Consider the following 19,187-nt stretch of genomic DNA (forward strand, 5'->3'; position numbering starts at 1 on the left):
CCGGCAACGACAGGGCGGGGAGGAAAGGCGCGTGAAGATCGACCGTCTGCGGACCTATATGACGCGCGACAAGGACCGCCCGCGCCTCCTGGTGGCGATCGACACCGATGACGGCCTCACCGGCTGGGGCGAGTGCTACAACCACGGGCCCGACCGGGCGCTGGTGCCGCTGCTGGACTACCTCTTCACCTTCCTGCAGGGCCGCGATCCGCGCCGGATCGAGTTCATCGTCCAGTACCTGCTGCAGCAGTCGCGCTTCCCGCCCGGCGCGCTGACCCTCGCCGCCATCTCGGCGATCGATCATTGCCTGTGGGACATCTCGGCCAAGGCGCTCGGCGTCCCGGTCTACATGCTGCTCGGCGGCCATGCCCGCGACCGGGTGCGGGTCTATGCCGGCGTCTACACCGCCCCCGACGCCCCGGCGGCGCGGGAGGAGTTCGATCGGCTCAACGAGGGCTGGGGCTTCACCGCCTTCAAGCTCAGCCCCTACCGCATCAACATCTACGAGAACCGCTGGGGTGAGGTGGTGCGCACCAGCGCCGAGTATTTCCGCACGCTGCGCGAGACGGTGCGCAGCGACTACGACATCGCCTTCGACGCTCACGCCCGCATCTTCGAGCCGCAGCAGGCGGTGCAGCTCGGCAATGCGCTGGCCCCCTATGACCCGCTGTTCTTCGAGGAGCCGATCCGGCCGGAGAATGTCGAGGCCTGGGGCGAGCTGAAGCGGCAGCTGGCCTGCACCCTGGCGACGGGCGAGTCGCTGTACAGCCGCTTCGAGTTCCTGCGCCTCCTCTCCCACCGCGGCGCCGACATCATCCAGCCCGACATCTGCGTGGTCGGCGGCCTGCTGGAGATGCGCAAGATCGCCGCGATCGCGGAGGCGCATTACGTCACCGTCGCGCCGCACAACCCGATGGGGCCGTTGGCCACGGCGGTGAACCTGCATTTCTCGGCGGCCCAGCCGAACTTCCGCATCCTCGAATACCGGCTGCCGCACGGCCCGAACTACACGTTCCAAGCGGGGGGCGAGGCTGGAGGCGGCGGCGCGCGCAGCCGGGCCTCGGACGGCGCTTGGTATGTCAAGGACCCCTACCTGCCGCGCGACGGCTATCTCGAGCTGCGCCCCGACCGTCCGGGCTGGGGCGTCGAGATCGACGAGGAGGTGCTGAAGACCGACGGCTACATCCATTGGGAGCGGCGCGTCGGCCTCCGCCCCGACGGGTCGACGGCGTTTCCGTAACAACCAAGAAGGCGGGCATCCGCCCCCACAGGGAGGACGAGAATGAGACTGTCCCTTCTGGCCGCGACCACGGCCCTGGCGCTCGCCTTCGGCCCCGCCGGCGCGCAGGCCGCATCGCCGTCCAATGCGCTCGTCATCGGCACGCAGCTGAGCGCCGTGCCCTCGCTCGATCCGGCGGCGATCAATGCGCGCACGGTCTCCGAGATCATCTCGAATCTCTACGACAACCTCGTCATGGTGACGCCCGGCGACCTCCAGACGATCCGGCCGATGCTGGCCGAGAGCTGGACCGTTTCCGACGACAAGCGCACCATCACCATGACGCTGCGGCAGGGCGCGACCTTCTCCTCCGGCAACCCGGTGACGGCGGAGGATGCGGCCTGGACCATCCAGCGCGTGGTCAAGATGGGGCAGGTCGGCTCGACCGACATCGCGCTCTGGGGCTTCACCAAGGACAATGTCGAGCAGCTGGTCCAGGCCAAGGATGAGCGGACCCTGGTCATCAGCCTGCCCGAGCCGGTGTCGACCGATCTCGTTCTCTACTCCCTGGCCGGCGCCTCGCTCGGCATCATCGACAAGAAGACGGCGCTGCAGCACGAGCAGAACGGCGACCTCGCGCAGAACTGGCTGAAGGCCAACAGCGCCGGCAGCGGCCCCTTCAAGCTGACGGCGTGGCGGCCGAACGACATCCTGCTGTGCGACGCGCGGCCGGACTATTGGGGCGGCGCGCCGGCGATGAAGCGCGTGGTCATGCGGCACGTCCCGGAATCCGGCAACCTGCGGCTGCAGATCGAGGCCGGCGACATCGATGTCGGCCAGTACATGGCGAACAGCGACATCGAGGCGCTGAAGGCCAAGGGCGCCACGGTCGATCCGGGGCCGGGCCTCGGCTTCTACTACATCGCCATGAACACCCAGGACCCGGACCTCGCCAAGCCGAAGGTGCGCGAGGCGTTCCAGCACATCCTTGACTGGAAGCCGCTGGCCGAGACCACGATGAACTTCAACGGCTTCCCCTGGCAGTCGATCATCCCGAAGGGCATGCCCGGCGCCCCGACGGGCGAGCCGACCGGCTATGAATACGACCCCGAGCTGGCCAAGAAGCTGCTGGCCGAGGCCGGCTATCCGAACGGGCTGAAGAAGACGCTCTACCCCTCGGGCGACGCACTCCTGAAGATGGCCGTCGCGCTGCAGGCCAGCGCGGCCAAGGCCGGGGTCGAGTTCGAGGTCGTGCCCGGCGAGCACACGCCGGATTTCCGCGCCCGCCGGTACCAGGTGCTGGTCGGCAATTCCGGCACGCGGCTGCCAGACCCGTTCGGCACGCTGGTGCAATACGCCTACAATCCGGACAACCGCGACGAGGCGAAGCTCGGCGGCTACTATCTCTGGCGCACGGCGATGGATGCGCCGGAGCTGACCAGGCTGGTCACGCAGTCGAAGGCCGAGACCGATCCAGCCAAGCGGGCGCAGCTCTTCGCCGAGATCGACCGGAAGTTCAAGGAGATGGCCCCACCGCTGGTCATCATCCTGCAGCGCACCGACCCCTACGTCATCCGCCAGGGCGTCACCGGCTATTCCGGCAACCCCACCTGGTCGACGCGCTGGCTCGACGTGAAGAAGAACTGAGCGGCGATGACGACGGTCGACACCTTCAACCGGCCCGCGCGCTTCCTGCGCGCGCGGCGCCTGTCGGGCCGCGCCCTGTCGGTCGTCGTGACGCTGGTCGGGCTGATGCTGCTCACCTTCTCCATGGGGCGGCTGCTGCCGGCCGACCCGGTGCTGGCGGTGACTGGGTCGGAGGTCGACAGCGCCACCTATGAGCGGGTGTATCGCGAGCTCGGCCTCGACCAGCCGGTCTGGTGGCAGTTCCTGTCCTATATCGGCCGGGTCGTGACCGGCGACATGGGCCGGTCGCTGACCACCGGCCAGCCGGTCGCGGCCGACCTCCTCACCGTCTTCCCGGCAACCATCGAGCTCGCCCTCGTCGCCATCCTCTGCGGCACGCTGCTCGGCGTGCCGCTCGGCATCACCGCCGCGGTCAACCGCGGCAAGCCCGTCGACCACGTCGCCCGGGTGATCGGCCTCGCCGGCCATTCGGTGCCGATCTTCTGGCTCGGCCTGATCGCGCTGATCGTGTTCTACGCCCGGCTGCAATGGGTCGCCGCCTCGGGCCGGATCGACATCCTCAACGAGGGGCTGGTGCCGCCGATCACCGGGCTGCTGCTGCTCGACACGGCGCTGCAGGGCGAATGGGAGGTGTTCCGCGACGCGCTGGCCCACATCATCCTGCCCGGCGCCGTGCTCGGCTACTACTCGGTCGCCTATATCAGCCGGATGACGCGCAGCTTCATGCTGGAGCAGCTGGGCCAGGAATACATCACCGCCGCCCGGGCCAAAGGCGTGTCGCGCCGCCGGATGATCTGGGTCCACGCCTTCAAGAACATCCGCGTGCAGTTGCTGACCGTGATCGCGCTCACCTTCGGCGGGCTGCTCGACGGCGCGGTGCTGGTCGAAACGGTGTTCGGCTGGCCGGGCCTCGGCCAGTATCTCACCCGGGGGCTGAAGATGAACGACATGAATGTGGTGATGGGGGCGGTGCTGCTGATCGGCATCGTCTTCCTCGCCATCAACATCATCTCCGATCGCCTCTACCGCATCCTGGATCCCCGCACCCGATGACGGCCACGATGAGCGCTCCCACCAGCGGACTCCGCGCCTGGCTCCGGGCCGACGCGCCGCAGACCGTCTTCCAGTCGGCGATGCAGCAGCTGTACCAGGGCTGGCGGCGCTTCGCCGGGCATCCGCTCGGGCTCGCCGGGCTCGCCGTCATCCTGCTGCTGATCGTGGCGGCGATCGCCGCGCCCTGGCTGACCGCCCACGACCCGATCGCGCAGGACATGGTCAACCGGCTGCAGCCGCCCTCGGCGGCGCATTGGTTCGGCACCGACGAGTTCGGGCGCGACGTCTTCGCCCGCGTCGTCTACGGCGCGCGGACGACGATCTACATCATCCTGCTCGTCACAGTGATCGTCGCGCCGATCGGCCTCTTGATCGGCGCCTGCGCCGGCTATCTCGGCGGCTGGGCGGACGAGGTGCTGATGCGGGTCACCGACATCTTCCTGTCCTTCCCCGGCCTGGTGCTGGCGCTCGGCTTCGCCGCCGCCCTCGGCCCCGGCATCGCCAACGCCGTCATCGCCATCGCGCTGACCGCCTGGCCGCCGATGGCCCGGCTGGCGCGGGCCGAGGCGCTCAGCCTGCGCCGCGCCGACTTCATCGCCGCGGTGCGGCTGCAGGGCGCCTCGAAGACGCGGATCATCACCCGCCACATCCTGCCGATGTGCCTGCCCTCGGTGGTGGTGCGCCTGACCCTGAACATGGCCGGCATCATCCTGACCGCGGCGGGCCTCGGCTTCCTCGGCCTCGGCGCGCAGCCGCCGCTGCCGGAATGGGGCGCCATGGTCTCGACCGGACGCGAATTCATGATCGACTGCCCCTGGGTGATCACCGCGCCCGGCATCGCCATCGCGGTGGTCAGCCTGGCCTTCAACCTGGCCGGCGACGCGCTGCGCGACGTGCTGGACCCGAGGCTCGGCGAATGACCGACGCGCCCCTGATCGAGGCCCGCAACCTCCGCATCGCCTTCGGCCGCGGCGACAGCGCCGTGCCGGTGGTGCATGGCGTGTCCTTCACCCTCGGGCGCGAGAAGCTGGGCATCGTGGGCGAATCCGGCGCCGGCAAATCCACCGTCGGCCGCGCCCTGATGCGGCTGCTGCCGCCCGGCGCCCAGGTGACGGCCGACCGCCTGGCCTTCCGCGGCACCGACCTGCTGGCCGCGACCGAACGGCAGATGACGGACCTGCGCGGCCGCCGCATCGGCCTGATCCTGCAGGACCCGCGCTACTCGCTGAATCCCGTGCTGCCGGTCGGCGAGCAGATCGCCGAGGCCTGGCGGCTGCACCACCGCGGGCCGGCGCGCGAGGCGCGGGACCGCACGCTGGCGATCCTGGAGGCGGTGAAGATCCGCGACCCCGCCCGGGTCGCGCGGCTCTATCCGCACGAGATCTCGGGGGGCATGGGCCAGCGCGTCATGATCGCGATGATGCTGATCGCCGGGCCCGACGTGGTGATCGCCGACGAGCCGACCTCGGCCCTCGACGTCACCGTGCGGCTCGAGGTGCTGCATCTGCTCGACGAGCTGATCGGCAGCCGCGGCCTCGGCCTGATCCTGATCAGCCACGACCTCAACCTGGTCCGCCGCTTCTGCGACCGCGTCGTCATCATGTATGCCGGGCGGGTGATGGAGACGCTGCCGGCCGCCGATCTCGAAAAGGCCGAGCATCCCTACACGCGCGGGCTCCTGGCCTCGCTGCCCTCGATCCACCGCGTCCAGGACCGGCTGCCGGTGCTGCGCCGCGACCCGGCCTGGCTGACGGGGGCGGCGCCATGATCGAGGTCCGCGATCTCGGCATCCGCTTCGCCGCAGATGCGCCGCCGGCGGTGGACGGCGTCTCCTTCGCCGTCGCGGCGGGTGAGACCTTCGGCCTCGTCGGCGAATCCGGCTGCGGCAAGTCGACGGTGCTGCGTGCCATCGCGGGGCTGATCACCGGCTATGCCGGCGAGGTGCGGCTCGGCGGCGCGGCGCTGCCGCCGGAGCGGCCGCGTTCCTTCTTCAAGCGGGTGCAGATGGTGTTCCAGGACCCCTACGGGTCGCTGCATCCGCGCCAGACGATCCAGGCCCAGCTGCTGGAGCCGCTGCGCAACCAGGGGCTGACGCGGCCCGCCGCTGCGGTCGGCGCGGCGCTGGATGCGGTCGGCCTGCCGCGCGCCGCCGCCTTCCGCTTCCCGCACCAGCTGTCCGGCGGCCAGCGCCAGCGGGTGGCGATCGCCCGCGCGCTGATGCTGGAGCCGGAGGTGCTGCTGCTCGACGAGCCGACCTCCGCCCTCGACGTCTCGGTCCAGGCCGAGATCCTCAACCTGCTGATGGATCTCAGGGCGCAGCGCGGCCTGACCTACATCCTGGTCAGCCACGACCTCGCCGTGGTCGCCCATATGTGCCACCGCATCGCGGTGATGCAGGGCGGCCGCATCGTCGACGGCTTCGACGCCGCGACCCTGCGAGCAGGGCAGCCGGAGCACCCCTATACGCGGGAGCTTCTGGCCGCCAGCGAGGCCTATGGCGGGGCTTGAGACCAACGGCCCGAAACATGGACCCGTCATGGCGAGCCCCGCCCCTTACGCCTATGGGGGGCGTGGCCATCCAGCGGCACCGGCCCCTGGATGGCCACGGCGCTCCGCGCCTCGCCATGATGGGGAAGGGAGAGCGATCTCAAAGGCCGCTGGTATGATACGCCTGTCAGGCACGGCCCGAGGAAGATGGCGGAAGAGAGTGGGAGTCGAACCCACCAAGGACCGGCTCGCGGCCCCTCCCGGATTTGAAGTCCGGACGCCCCACCGGGGACGATTCTCCTCCATGCTCCGCGAATGGCTTATCGCCGCCCGGCGGGCGAAACAGGTCCAGCCGGTGCCGGTTCAGCCGCCGCAGGTCGCCGCGCCGCAGCGTCACCCCGTGGCGGTCGAAGAATTCCAGGATCTGAATCGCAACCTTGCGGCCGCTGTCCACCTGATCACGGAACTGCGCCGCGGTGAAGCCGGTTTCCGGCGCGGCCTCTGCCAGGCGGCACAGGATCTCGACCATCTCGGCCACGCTCGGGCGCAGGAAGAAATGGTCGTGCGCCACCTCGTCGATCCGGCCCATGCGGCCGACCCGCTTCAGCAGCCGCCGGACCTCCGCCTCGTCGATGCCGGTCTCGCCGGCGATGTCGCGCACCCGCGGCGGCCGGAACCGGGCGGTACCGCCCAGGCGCGGGCGGATCTCGTCCCACAGCGCCTCGTCGGCCTCGGTCAGATGCGCCTCATGCCCGGTCAGCCGGACCCAGGCGCCGTCCAGCGCCACCTGCTCGGCCCGCGCCAGCATCCGCAGCAGGGCGGAGAAGGCCGGCGCCGGCAGGCGCGGCTGCGACTGCAGGCGCAGCCGCTCGAAGCCGATGCCCGGCAGGTCCGGGTTGTCGCGGTGAAAGGCGTCGAGCGTCTCCAGCAGCCCCTGCGTCAGCCGCGTCCAGTCGTCCGCGGTCAGGACGAACAGCTGCTCCCCCACGGCGAGGCGGACGAGGCCGAGCCGCTCGGCGATCTCGTCCAGCCGGGCGGCCCCCAGCGCCCGGTCCCGCCCGAAGGCGGCGAGGTCGGCCATGCGCGGCGGCACGGCCAGCAGCGCGGCCAGCGCCGCCTCGGGATCGTCCAGCGCATGGGCGGCCAGCTGGGCCAGGCGCTCCGGCCCCCGCCGCTTGCGCGTCGGGGCGCGCAGGTCGATCAGCCGCCCGCCGCCGATGGTGCGCTGGGCCGAGGTGTCGCGGACGACGTAGCGGTCTCCGGCCGCGGCCGCGATCGGCCGGTCCAGCACCAGCTGCACGAAGGCCTCGCCGCCCGGCGGGATCGGGTCGTCGCCCAGCAGCACGATCCGCGCCCCGACCTCGACCGCGGCGGTGTGGAAGCGCACCGGGAACCACTGCCCGATCGGCTTGCGCTCGCCCGGCAGCACCCGCAGCGTCGCGTCGACGCGGTCCGTCGGCGCATGCAGCACGGGGTCGAGCACGACGTCGCCGCGGGCGAAGGCCTCGCGCGACACCCGATCGCCGGTCAGGTTCAGGGCGCAGCGCTCGCCGGCGCGGCCGCGCTCGGCCGGGCGGTTCTGCGCGTGGATCGATCGAACCCGCACCGGCAGGCCGGACGGGCTGGCCACCAGCTGGTCGCCGACCGCGACCGATCCCGACAGCACCGTGCCGGTGACGACGGTGCCGGCGCCGCGCAGGGTGAAGGACCGGTCGACCGCCAGCCGGAACCGTCCCGCCGCCTCCCGGCCGGCGAACTCCATGGCCTCCAGCGCCAGCCGGTCGCCCAGCTCGGCGACGCCCTCGCCGGTGACGGCCGAAACCGGCAGGATGTCGGCCCCGGCCAGCGCGGTGCCGGTCAGCGCGGCGCGGATCTCCGCCGCCACCGCCGCGCGCTGGTCGGCGGTGGCGAGATCGGCCTTGGTCAGCGCGACGACGCCGCGGGGAATGCCCAGCAGGTCGATGATGGCCAGATGCTCGCGCGTCTGCGGCATCACGCCGTCATCGGCGGCCACCACCAGCAGCGCGAAATCGATGCCGGAGGCACCGGCCAGCATGGTGTGCACCAGCCGCTCATGGCCGGGCACGTCGATGAAGCCCAGCACCTCGCCCGTCGGCGTCGCCTGGTAGGCGAAGCCGAGATCGATGGTGATGCCGCGGGCCTTCTCCTCCCTCAGCCGGTCGGTGTCGACGCCGGTCAGCGCCCGCACCAGCGCGGTCTTGCCGTGGTCGATATGGCCGGCGGTGCCGATGATCACGGCGTCGCCTCCGGCAGCGGACGGCGGGCGAGGGCCTCGGCCTCCGCGATCCCGGCGGGATCGAGCGCGGCCCGGGCCGCGCCGAGAAAGCGGCCGGCGAGCGCGCTGCCGCCGGCGCCGCCCCGCATCAGCCAAGCCAGCGCCTGGACCGGATCCGCCGGCACGCCGGATCCCAGGTGATAGGCCGCGCCGAGCATGGACTGCGCGTCGGGGTCCCCGCGATCGGCGGCCATGCGCCACCAGCGAACGGCCTCGGCCGGGTCGCGGGCCACGCCGAGCGCGTTGTGGTGCAGCATACCCAGCCGCGTCATCGCCGTGGCTATCCCCTGGTCCGCGGCGCGCTGCGCCCACAGCCGCGCCTCGGCCGGGTCGAAGACGGCGCCGCCCTCCTCGACCAGCATCCAACTCAGCATGTCCTGCGCCGCGGCGTCGCCCTGTTCGGCTGCAGCGCGGTACAGCGCGGCCGCCCGCCGGTCGTCTCGCGCCACGCCATCGCCGCGGAAATACAGTGTCGCGAGATTTCGCTGGCCGATGGGATCGCCGGCCTCCGCCGCCAGGCTCAGCCAGCGCGCGCCGAGCGCCGGGTCGCGGCCGACGCCCAGCCCCTCGGCGAAACAGGCGCCGACATTGCTCTGCGCCCGGGCCACGCCTTCGCGGGCCAGCGGCTCCCAGATGGCGAGGGCTGTGGCGTGATCGCCGGCGCTCGCCGCCGCGGTGGCAGCTGCCATCCGCTCCGCGACGGTGGGCGAGGGGGCCGCCGGCTCCGCCCGAGTCGTGCGAAGGCGGTCAAGCCAGCCCATGGCCCGCTCCGGGGTTGATCGCGGCCAGCGACGCCAGGAACCCGGCCTCGTCCTCCAGGCAGCGCAGATCCAGCAGCAGCGCGCCGTCGGCGATGCGGCCGATCACCGGCACCGGCAAGCCGCGCAGGTCGGCGGCGAGGGCGGTCAGCGCCCGTCCGCTGTCGCCCGGCGGGATCAGGGCCAGGGCGGCGCTCGGCAGGGTCTCGAGCGGCAGGGCGCCGGAGCCGATCTGGCTGGTGCAGGACCGGAGCTCGACCGCGGCGCGGCCGGCCAGGGCCTTCTCCACGGCGGGCAGGATCCGTCCGGCCTGCGCCTCGATCTCCTCGACCTTGCGCGCCAGCAGACGCAGCGTCGGCAGGCGGTTGGCCAGCCGGGCCGGGTCGCGGTACAGCCGCAGCGTCGCCTCCAGCGCCGCCAGCCGGATCTTGTCGACTCTGAGGGCCCGCTTCATCGGGTTGCGGTTGATCGCGGCGATCAGATCCGCGCGGCCGACGATGAACCCGGCCTGCGGCCCGCCCAGCAGCTTGTCGCCGGAGAAGGTGACGAGGTCGGCGCCCTCGGCCACGGCCTCGCGCACCGTCGGCTCATGCGCCAGGCCGATGGCTGTGAGATCGGCGAGGGTGCCGGAGCCGAGGTCGTACACCAGCGGGATGCCGTGCGTCCGCGCCAACGGCGCCAGCTCCCGCGCCGTCACCTCGGCGGTGAAGCCGGCGATGCGGTAGTTCGAGGTGTGGACCTTCAGGACCAGCCCGGCTTCCGGCCCCAGCGCCGCCGCATAGTCCTTCGGATGGGTGCGGTTGGTGGTGCCGACCTCGGTCAGCACCGTGCCGGCGCGCGCCATGATGTCGGGCATTCGGAAGGCGCCGCCGATCTCGATCAGCTCGCCGCGCGAGATGATCGACCGGCGGCCCTGGCCGAGCGTGTTCAGCACCAGCAGCACCGCCGCCGCGTTGTTGTTGACGACCGTTGCGTCCTCCGCCCCGGTCAGCTCGCGCAGGAGATCCCGCAGATGGTCGTCGCGTTCGCCGCGCTGGCCGGTCTCGAGGTCGAATTCCAGCGACACCGGGCTGCGCATGGCCTCGACCGCCGCCTCGACCGCCGCCTCGGCCAAGAGGGCGCGGCCGAGATTGGTGTGCAGCACCGTGCCGGTCAGGTTGAACACCGGCCGCTGGGTCGACCGGGCGCCGGCGGCCAGCGTCGTCGCGGCGGTCGCCGCCACGCTCTCGGCATCCGGCGCCGGCGATCCGGCGCGCACCGCCTCGCGCGCCATCGCCAGGGCGCCGCGGATCGCGGCGGCGGTCTGGGCATGACCGAACGCCGCCAGCGCCGTCGCCGCGGCCGGGGTCTTCAGCACCTGGTCGACCGAGGGCAGATCGCGCAGGCGGGCAGGGGAGGGGCGGGCGGCGTCGCCGGCCATCTCAGTAGCCCAGCAGGAACGGGTTGAAGCCGCCGCGCTCGTACGGGCCTTCGCGCATCAGCAGGTCGAGGCCGAGGCTCGCGGCATCGTCGGCCACCGGCTCCAGATCCGCCTCCTTCACCTGGTACAGCACCTTCACATAGCGGTGGCAGCTGTCGCAGGTCTCGGCCTTCACCGTGCCGGCGCCGCCCTCGACCTCCTGATAGCCGATGCCCTTGGTGCTGCCGCACAGCACGCATTTGATCCGGACATGGTGCCAACAGGTGCCGCACAGGCTGCAGGCGCAGAAGCGGGTGCCGTGCGCGCCGCGCCAGCCGACCACCATGCTGCTGACCGGCGGGCTGCCGCAGCTTGGGCAGGCGCCGTCGCCCACCGGCATCAGCGCCGCGGCGTCCAGCCGCGCGGCCATGCGGGCGAAATGCACCTGCAGCGCCGCCGCCGCGAAGGCGTGCTCGGCCATGGCGTCCGCCGGGATCGCGCCGGACAGGACGGCGCGCAGCATGCCGTCACGCTGGGCCGGGCCGGCCGCGCGCACGCGGCCCAGCGCCCCGGCCGCCGCCGGCGGCATCGCGATCCCGGCCGCGGCGCCGGTGAACCGGTCGAAGGTCGCCTCGAAGGCCGCGTCCGGCGCGAAGCCGGCCCGGTCCAGCGGCGGCATCGCATGGGTGCGCGCCCGCGCCGGCGCCGCCCCGTCGGGCATCGCCGGCTCGGGCAGTTCGTCCTGGATCCGGTACTGCATCTCGGCCAGATCGGACAGGAAGCGCAGATAGGGGCCGATCTCGCTGCGCGCGGCCAGGGTCCGCAGCCGCAGGGCGCGGTCGACGAACAGCTGCAGCGGGTCGGGAAGGCGGGCGAAGGGCGGGGCCGCGACCTCGCCGATCACGGTCGGGTCGGGCCTGGCCGGTTTCTCAGTCATTCACTCCTCACGAACCCGACGGGCCACGTGATGCGGGACTCGTCTCTGCGTTCTACTCGGCCGCCTTCTTGTCGGCGCCGGGCCGCCGCGCCACCAGCTCGCGCAGCCATTTGCGATGGTGGCGCCAGGCCCAGCCGCCGGTCACCCGGCCCTTGGTCATGGCGCCGATGGTGCCACGGACCCAGATCGCCGCATAGACGTGGACGATCCAGACGCAGATGATCACCACCGCCGCCAGGGCGTGCACCAGGATGGCGATGCGCTTCTGCTCGATCGTGGTGAACGGATAGAAGTACTGGTCCCAGACCACGAAGCCGCTGGCGATCAGGACGATGATCAGGAACGACATGCCCCAGAACACGAATTTCTGGCCGGCATTGTACTTGCCCAGCTCGGGCAGGTTCTCCTCGCGCCCGGCCAGCACGTCGCGCGCCCGGCGCAGCCAGGTGTTGTCCTCGCTCTTCCACAGATTGGCCTTCCAGAAGCGGATGAACAGGCCGGCAAAGGAGAAGAACAGCACCACGCCGATCCAGGGATGCAGCGTCCGCGTCATCTGCCCGCCGCCGAACAGCGCGCTCAGGAAGAACAGGCTGGGATGGAACATCGCCAGGCCGGACAGGGCCAGCAGCACCAGGCTGGTGGCCGTGATCCAGTGGTTGATCCGGGCGCCGACCGTGTAGCGGTCGACGATCACCGGCTTGCCGGGATGGACGTCGTCGCCCGGCAAAACGTCGTCCGGCCGGCGGTCGGCAGCGGCGGTCATGAGCGTCGCTCCTCCGTCAGCTCCTCGGCGTGCTTCTCATCCTCGGGCGTGACGCGGTTGGCGCCGGCGAAGATGTGGTGCAGCACGCCGGCGACCGCGGCGAGGCCGATGGCGCCGAGCCCGACGACCTTGGTCACGCCCTTCCAGGCCTCGACCACCGGGCTGATCTGCGGATCCTTCGGCAGGCCGGCATAGATCTCCGGCTTGTCGGCGTGGTGCAGCACATACATGACATGGGTCCCGCCCACGCCCGGCGGGTCATACAGCCCGGCATTCTCGAAGCCGCGGGACTTCAGGTCCTTGATCCGGAAGTCCGCCCACTCCTTCATCTCGTCCTTGGTGCCGAACACGATGGCCTGGGTCGGGCACGCCTTCTGGCAGGCCGGGCCCTGGCCGACCGCGACCCGGTCGGAGCAGAGGGTGCATTTATACGCCGTGTGGTCGACCTTGGAGATGCGCGGGATGTTGAACGGGCAGCCCTTGATGCAGTAGCCGCAGCCGATGCAGTTCTCGTGGACGAAATCGACGATGCCGTTCGAGTACTGCACGATGGCGCCCGGCGACGGGCACGCCTTCAGGCAGCCCGGGTCCTCGCAATGCATGCAGCCGTCCTTGCGGATCAGCCATTCGAGGTTCTGGGTCTCCGGGTTCTCCCATTCGGTGAACCGCATCAGCGTGAACATGTCCGGCGTCAGGTCGTGCGGATTGTCGTAGACGCCGATGTTCTCGCCGACCGGCTCATGCGTGTCGTTCCACTCGACGCAGGCGGACTGGCACGCCTTGCAGCCGATGCATTTCGACACGTCGATCAGCTTCGCCACCTCGGTCTGCCGCTCGGCCGGCGGCGTGATCGTGGAGGCCGAGCGCCGGATCAGGTCCTTCTCGCCGAATTTCGGGGCGGTCGGGGCGACGGTGGGGTTGGGGATCGGGGGAAACATGGTCTCTCCTCCCTTACGCCACCGGCGGCCCGGATGAGGCCTCGATGTTGACGCAGAAGGCCTTGAACTCCGGCGTCTCGATGTTGGCGTCGCCGACGAAAGGCGTCAGGACGTTCGCGCCGAAGCCCTTCTTGGCGGCGCCGACGAAGCCCCAATGGATCGGGATGCCGACGATGTGGACGGTCTTGCCGTCGCAGGTCAGCGGCCGGATCCGCTTGGTCACCACCGCCTTGGCGAAGACCGAGCCGCGCTTCGACCACACCCGCACCCAGCCGCCCTTGGCGATGCCCTTCTCCGCCGCCAGCTCCTCCGAGATCTCGACGAAGAATTCCGGCTGCAGGACCGCGTTCACGTGGTTGTTCTTGGTCCAGTAGTGGAAATGCTCCGTCAGCCGGTAGGAGGTCGCGGCGTACGGGAAGTCGGGCGAGGCGATGTCGGCGAACTGGGCGAAGTCGTCGGCGAACACCCGCGCCGCCGGGTTGCCCCGCACCTTCGGCGCGACGGGGTTGGCGACCGGGCTCTCGAACGGCTCGTAATGCGCCGGGAACGGGCCGTCCCGCATCATGCCCCGGGTGAACAGGCGCGACACGCCTTCCGGGTTCATGATGAAGGGCCCGACATCTTCCGGCTTCGCCGTCGGGGCGATGTCGGGGACGTCGTAGCCGGCCCATTTGCTGCCGTCCCATTCGATGATCTTGCGGGCCGGATCCCAGGGCTTGCCCGAGAGGTCGCAGGAGGCGCGGTTGTACAGGATCCGCCGGTTGGCCGGCCAGGAGAACGCCCATTTCGGGAAGGTGCCGGTGTCGTCCGGGTCGGAATTGTCCTGCTGGGCCATCATGTTGCCGGCCTCGGTGAAGCAGCCGGCATAGATCCAGCAGCCGCAGGCGGTCGACCCGTCGTCGCGCAGCACCCCGAAATTCGGCACCTGCTTGCCGGCCTCGAGGATCTTCTTGCTAGGGTCCGTCGGGTCGAACAGGTCGACCAGAGCGGACCCGTTCATCTCCTTCGCCAGCTCCTCGGCCGTCGGCTCGTTCGGGTCGGCATAGGCCCAGTTCAGGTTCAGGATCGGGTCGGGGAAGGCGCCGCCCTCCGTCTTGTACAGCTCCTTCAGGCGCAGATGGATCTGCGACAGGATCCAGACGTCGGTCTTGGACTCGCCCGGGGGCGAGCCGCCGGGCCAGTGCCATTGCAGCCAGCGCCCGGAATTGACCAGCGACCCCTCGTCCTCGGCGAAGGAAGTGGTGGGCAGCTGCAGCACCTCGGTCTGGATCTTGGCCGGGTCGGCGTCGTTGTAGATGCCGTGGTTCTCCCAGAACCGCGCCGTCTCGGTCTCGATCGGGTCCATGACCACGAGCAGCTTCAGCTTGGCCAGCGCTTCGGCCAGCTTGGCTTTGTCGGGGAAGGCCTGCAGCGGGTTGAACCCCTGGCAGAAATAGAGGTTCATCTTGCCCTGGTGCATCAGCTCGAAGGCCCGCAGCACGTCGTAGCCGGAGACGTCGAGCTTCGGCAGCCAGTCATAGGCGAAGTCGTTCTCCGGCGTCGCCGCCGCACCCCACATCGACTTCTGGAAGCTGACGAAGAACTTCTTGTAGTTCTGCCAGTAGCTCATCTGGTTCGGCCGCAGCGGCTTGTAGCCGCGGGTCGACATGTAGGTGGCGAAGTCGCGCTCCTTGTCCTGCGGGATGTTCAGATATCCCGGCAGCAGGTTCGACATCAGCCCCAGATCGGTCAGCCCCTGGATGTTGGAATGGCCGCGCAGCGCGTTCATGCCGCCGCCGCGGATGCCGATGTTGCCCAGGATCAGCTGCAGCATCGCCATGGCGCGGATGTTCTGCGAACCCTTGGAGTGCTGCGTCCAGCCCAGCGCGTACATCGACGTCATCGCCTTGGTCGGCGACGACGTCTCGCCGACCATCTCGGCCACCTTCAGGAACTTGTCCTTCGGCGTGCCGCAGATGCGCTCGACCATCTCCGGCGTGTAGACGGCGGCGTGCTGCTTCAGCAGGTTCCACACGCAGCGCGGGTGCTGCAGCGTGTCGTCGACCACGGCATAGCCGTCGGGGCCGATCTCGTAGTCCCAGCTCGACCGGTCGTAGTCGCGCTTCTGCTCGTCATAGCCGGTGAACAGGCCGTCGCTGTAGCCGAAGCCCTCCTTGACCACGTAGCTGGCGTTGGTGAAGGCCTTCACATACTCCCACTGCACCTTGTCGTTCTCGATGCAGTAGCGGATCAGGCCCAAGAGGAAGGCGATGTCCGTGCCCTGCCGGATCGGCGCGTAGAAATCCGCCACCGACGCCGAGCGGGTGAAGCGCGGGTCGACGACGATCAGCTTGGCGCCGCGGTTGGCCTTGGCCTCGGTCACCCATTTGAAGCCGCAGGGATGGGCCTCGGCGGCGTTGCCGCCCATGATGATGACGAGGTCGGTGTTCTTGATGTCGGTCCAGGAGTTCGTCATGGCTCCACGGCCGAACGTCGGGGCGAGACTCGCCACCGTCGGGCCGTGTCAGACGCGCGCCTGGTTGTCGAACGCGACGATCCCGGTGCTGCGCACCACCTTGTAGGTGCAGAAGGCGGTCTCGTTGGTGGTCGCCGAGGCCGCGAGGAACCCCGTCGTCAGCCAGCGGTTGACCGTCACCCCGTCCTTGTTCTTGGCGATGAAGTTGGCGTCGCGGTCGTCCTTCATGGCGCGGGCGATCTTGTCCAGCGCCTCGTCCCAGGAGATCCGCTCGAACTTGTCCGAGCCCGGGCGCCGCAGCATCGGGTATTGCAGCCGCTGGGCGGACTTGACCGTGTCCAGCAGGGCCGCGCCCTTCGGGCACAGCGTGCCGCGGTTGGTCGGGTGGTCGGAGTCGCCCTCGATATGGGTGATCTCGGCCTTCTCGCCCTTCCGGAGGTCGCCCTTCGAGTAGAGGATGATGCCGCAGGCCACCGAGCAATAGGTGCAGGTGTTGCGGGTCTCGGTGGTGTTGGCGAGCTTGAACGGCCTGATCGCCGCGGCGTAGGCCGCCTCGATATCGCCGAAGCCGAAGGCCCCGAGCGTCGTGCCCGCCACACCCGCGCCGGCCCCTTTCAGGAAGCCGCGGCGCGAGAGCTTCATGTCCATCTGGACCTCCCGAAGCCTGTTCCGCAAAAGACATATCGAATTAGGAGAAATGCTACGCTTGGAAGGGTTCCAATGTCAAAGGGACGATGGTCCGTCGACTCGATGAATAGGACAAAGTTTTCAAAGGGTTAATAATGATTCTCAACAGCTGCCGCGGCCCGCGGTCGCGCGGGTGATCGTGCACGCCCGGATTGACCGTGCACCGAAGCGCACCGTCTAATCGTCGCGTGCCTTCACCAGCGCCTGCGCGAGCCCGACCATGACCAGTTCCTCCGATCGCACCGAGACGGATGCAGCCCCGTCTGTCCGGCTGACCAGCCTGGCGCATGGCGGCGGCTGCGGCTGCAAGCTGGCCCCCGCCGTGCTGCAGGAGCTGCTGGCCGGCCAGCCGGCCGCGGCGCCGTTCCGCCAGCTCCTGGTCGGCACCGAGACCGGCGACGACGCGGCGGTCTGGCAGCTCGACGACGACCGCTGCGTCATCGCCACCACCGACTTCTTCATGCCGGTGGTCGACGACCCGCGCGATTTCGGGCGGATCGCGGCCACCAATGCCATCTCCGACGTCTACGCCATGGGCGGCCAGCCGATCTTCGCGCTCGCCATCCTCGGCATGCCGCTCGGCAAGCTGCCGGCGGAGACGGTGCGCGAGATCCTGGCCGGCGGCGCCTCGATCTGCGCCGAGGCCGGGATCCCGGTCGCCGGCGGCCACTCGATCGACGCGCCGGAGCCGATCTACGGCCTGGCCGTGATCGGCACCTGCCGGCCGTCGGAGCTGCGCCGGAACTCGGGCGCGCGGCCCGGTGACGCGCTGATCCTGACCAAGGCGCTCGGCGTCGGCATCTATTCTGCCGCCTTCAAGAAGCAGGTGCTGTCGCCCGAGGGCTATGCCGAGATGATCGCCAGCACGACGCAGCTCAACCGCATCGGCGCCGAGCTGGGGCGGGAGGAGGCGGTGCACGCCGTCACCGACGTCACCGGCTTCGGCCTGCTCGGCCATGCGCTGGAGATGGCGCGCGGCGCCGGCGCCGCCCTGGCGATCCGCGGCGACGGGCCGGCGCTGTTCGCCCAGGCGGAGATGCTGGCGCGGGACGGCTTCGTCACCGGCGCCTCGCACCGCAACTGGGCCAGCTACGGGGCGGAGGTGACGCTGCCGCCGGACTGTCCGGACTGGCGCCGCCACCTGCTGACCGACCCGCAGACCTCGGGCGGGCTGCTGGTCGCCTGCGCGGCGGACCGGGCCGATGCGCTGCTGGCCCGCATCGTCGCCGCCGGCCACCCGGCCGCCCGCCGCATCGGCGTGGTCGAGGCCGGCCCGGCCGGTGTCCGCATCGAGGGCTGAGCGGCGGGCTCTAGCCGCGCGGCTTGTACATGACGATCGGCGGGATCGAATGGGGCGGCAGGATGTTCACCCCGCCCAGCATGTTCATGTAGGTCACGGTGCTGTGCTGGATGCCGGCCTGGTCGATCCAGTCGCCGGCCGAGCTGTCGCAGGCCCCCGGCAGCTCCGTGCTGTCCTCCGCCGGCTGGACGTAGCTGACGCCCTGCAGCTTGCTTTCGAAATAGCTCAGCCCGTCCTGCACCTCCCAGGGCGGGGTCAGGTTGCACGGCTGGTAGATCGTCTCGATGCCCGTCAGGTCCCACCAGGCGCGCGGCACGATGTCCATCGCGTTCCAGTAGCGCGGGGCGTAGCTGAAGCTGCTCTGGAACAGCGTGGCGAAATCGGCGTTGCCCGCCGTCGGCGCGGCGAAGGTGGCCGGGACGATCGGGGCCGGGACGCCGGCGGTCTGCAGCAGGTTCTGCAGCCAGGGCGCGGCCACCGTGGTCAGGCAGCCGCCCAGGCTGTGCCCGGTCACCACCAGCACCGGCGTCTGGTTCGCCGGGTCGCCCAGATAGCCGGTGACGAAGTCCGACAGGCTCTGGTTCTCCCAGCTCAGCCCCTCGATCACCTTCAGCGCCGACAGGGTGCCGTCGGCGATCCGGGCCGGATCGTCCGGCGCCCAGGGCAGCGCCACCTGCTTGGGCACGTCGAGGTCCTCGAAGATCTGCTTCAGGATGCCCCAGGGATCGCCGACATTGACGTCGGTGCCGCGGATGCACACGGCCAGCAGCACCGGCAGGCCGGTCGGCGCGTCGATATAGGCGGCGGCATAGGCGAGGTTGCTGTCGTCCCAGTCCTTGGCCGGCCCCCAGACCACGCTCCAGTTGCCGATGGCGGGGTTCGGCGCCATCTCTCCCGGCGGCGGCATGCTGCCGACGGCGGTCGCGATCTCCTCCGGCTTGAAATAGGAGATCTGGCAGAGCTGGAGATAGCTGATCGCGAAGATGTCGGCCGGGCTGCCCTGGGCGGCAGCCTGCTTCATCGCCTCCGGCGTCATGATGCCCCCTCTGTCCGCTTGGCGGATCCTCCCTCCGGCCATCCGCGACGAACGGGCCGGGCCATCATGACCGCCTGAAAAAGAAAGAGCGTCAACGACTTTCAGTTGCGTAAAATTTATCTAAAACCGAGTTGTTTCCGATGCGAATCCAAGACGAAGGATGCTTTGCGGATTCCGGATGAGCACAAGTTCATGCGGACGATCCTTATGCC

General features: G+C 70.3%; 15 protein-coding genes, 1 tRNA gene and 1 pseudogene. 7 read left to right on the plus strand and 10 right to left on the minus strand.

Annotated features, from left to right (window positions below; all coding sequences use genetic code 11):
- The first annotated feature begins 31 nt into the window (after positions 1–31).
- Genes G537_RS0107895 through G537_RS0107920 form a run of 6 tightly spaced genes read left to right on the plus strand, consistent with a single transcriptional unit; the run spans position 32 to position 6,427 of the window.
- Positions 32–1,240, plus strand: coding sequence for a mandelate racemase/muconate lactonizing enzyme family protein (locus tag G537_RS0107895; protein WP_026869653.1), 1,209 nt, complete (start codon positions 32–34; stop codon positions 1,238–1,240).
- Between the two features lie 42 nt (positions 1,241–1,282).
- A complete protein-coding gene (locus tag G537_RS0107900) occupies positions 1,283–2,866 on the plus strand; it encodes an ABC transporter substrate-binding protein (RefSeq protein ID WP_034851002.1) in 1,584 nt (527 codons plus the stop codon).
- Between the two features lie 6 nt (positions 2,867–2,872).
- Complete coding sequence (locus G537_RS0107905; protein ID WP_051248143.1) at positions 2,873–3,919, plus strand: ABC transporter permease; 1,047 nt, start codon at positions 2,873–2,875, stop codon at positions 3,917–3,919.
- A gap of 8 nt (positions 3,920–3,927) precedes the next feature.
- Positions 3,928–4,839, plus strand: coding sequence for a nickel transporter permease (gene nikC / locus G537_RS0107910; protein ID WP_245578978.1), 912 nt, complete (start codon positions 3,928–3,930; stop codon positions 4,837–4,839).
- Positions 4,836–5,687: an ABC transporter ATP-binding protein gene (locus G537_RS0107915; RefSeq protein WP_026869657.1), complete on the plus strand. Its 852-nt coding sequence runs from the start codon at positions 4,836–4,838 to the stop codon at positions 5,685–5,687. Before nikC ends, G537_RS0107915 begins: the two co-directional genes overlap by 4 nt.
- Positions 5,684–6,427, plus strand: a complete 744-nt coding sequence (locus tag G537_RS0107920) for an ABC transporter ATP-binding protein (protein ID WP_026869658.1) — start codon at positions 5,684–5,686, stop codon at positions 6,425–6,427. The genes G537_RS0107915 and G537_RS0107920 overlap by 4 nt, the downstream gene beginning before the upstream one ends.
- Before the next feature lie 187 nt (positions 6,428–6,614).
- Here G537_RS0107920 and G537_RS43580 read toward each other — a convergent pair.
- The 9 genes and pseudogenes from G537_RS43580 to G537_RS45715 form a co-directional block, all read right to left on the minus strand.
- A tRNA-Sec gene (locus tag G537_RS43580) sits at positions 6,615–6,710 on the minus strand.
- Between the two features lie 117 nt (positions 6,711–6,827).
- Positions 6,828–8,663: pseudogene (gene selB / locus G537_RS0107925) on the minus strand (selenocysteine-specific translation elongation factor); the annotation flags it as partial.
- Positions 8,660–9,391 carry a tetratricopeptide repeat protein gene (locus G537_RS0107930; protein ID WP_245578979.1) on the minus strand — a complete coding sequence of 244 codons (732 nt, stop codon included), beginning with the start codon at positions 9,389–9,391 and terminating at the stop codon, positions 8,660–8,662. The gene G537_RS0107930 and the pseudogene selB, both read right to left, overlap by 4 nt.
- Before the next feature lie 58 nt (positions 9,392–9,449).
- Complete coding sequence (gene selA, locus G537_RS0107935; RefSeq protein WP_026869661.1) at positions 9,450–10,880, minus strand: L-seryl-tRNA(Sec) selenium transferase; 1,431 nt, start codon at positions 10,878–10,880, stop codon at positions 9,450–9,452.
- A gap of 1 nt (position 10,881) precedes the next feature.
- On the minus strand, positions 10,882–11,796 hold the full coding sequence (gene fdhE / locus G537_RS0107940; protein WP_026869662.1) for a formate dehydrogenase accessory protein FdhE: 915 nt from the start codon (positions 11,794–11,796) through the stop codon (positions 10,882–10,884).
- A gap of 52 nt (positions 11,797–11,848) precedes the next feature.
- Positions 11,849–12,559 carry a formate dehydrogenase subunit gamma gene (locus tag G537_RS0107945; RefSeq protein ID WP_026869663.1) on the minus strand — a complete coding sequence of 237 codons (711 nt, stop codon included), beginning with the start codon at positions 12,557–12,559 and terminating at the stop codon, positions 11,849–11,851.
- Positions 12,556–13,497 carry a formate dehydrogenase subunit beta gene (fdxH, locus tag G537_RS0107950; RefSeq protein ID WP_026869664.1) on the minus strand — a complete coding sequence of 314 codons (942 nt, stop codon included), beginning with the start codon at positions 13,495–13,497 and terminating at the stop codon, positions 12,556–12,558. Before fdxH ends, G537_RS0107945 begins: the two co-directional genes overlap by 4 nt.
- Positions 13,498–13,510: 13 nt before the next feature.
- On the minus strand, positions 13,511–15,988 hold the full coding sequence (gene fdnG / locus G537_RS0107955; protein WP_483790109.1) for a formate dehydrogenase-N subunit alpha: 2,478 nt from the start codon (positions 15,986–15,988) through the stop codon (positions 13,511–13,513).
- 12 nt (positions 15,989–16,000) lie between these two features.
- On the minus strand, positions 16,001–16,600 hold the full coding sequence (locus tag G537_RS45715) for a molybdopterin-dependent oxidoreductase (RefSeq protein WP_245578980.1): 600 nt from the start codon (positions 16,598–16,600) through the stop codon (positions 16,001–16,003).
- 259 nt (positions 16,601–16,859) lie between these two features.
- On the opposite strand from G537_RS45715, the gene selD reads away from it, so the two are divergent.
- Positions 16,860–17,939 carry a selenide, water dikinase SelD gene (gene selD, locus G537_RS0107965; protein WP_051248145.1) on the plus strand — a complete coding sequence of 360 codons (1,080 nt, stop codon included), beginning with the start codon at positions 16,860–16,862 and terminating at the stop codon, positions 17,937–17,939.
- Between the two features lie 10 nt (positions 17,940–17,949).
- Here the strand turns inward: selD and G537_RS0107970 are convergent, their stop codons facing one another.
- Positions 17,950–18,975 carry a lipase family protein gene (locus G537_RS0107970; RefSeq protein WP_026869668.1) on the minus strand — a complete coding sequence of 342 codons (1,026 nt, stop codon included), beginning with the start codon at positions 18,973–18,975 and terminating at the stop codon, positions 17,950–17,952.
- Positions 18,976–19,187 lie beyond the last annotated feature (212 nt).

This window comes from Inquilinus limosus DSM 16000 (assembly GCF_000423185.1).
GTDB lineage: Bacteria > Pseudomonadota > Alphaproteobacteria > DSM-16000 > Inquilinaceae > Inquilinus > Inquilinus limosus.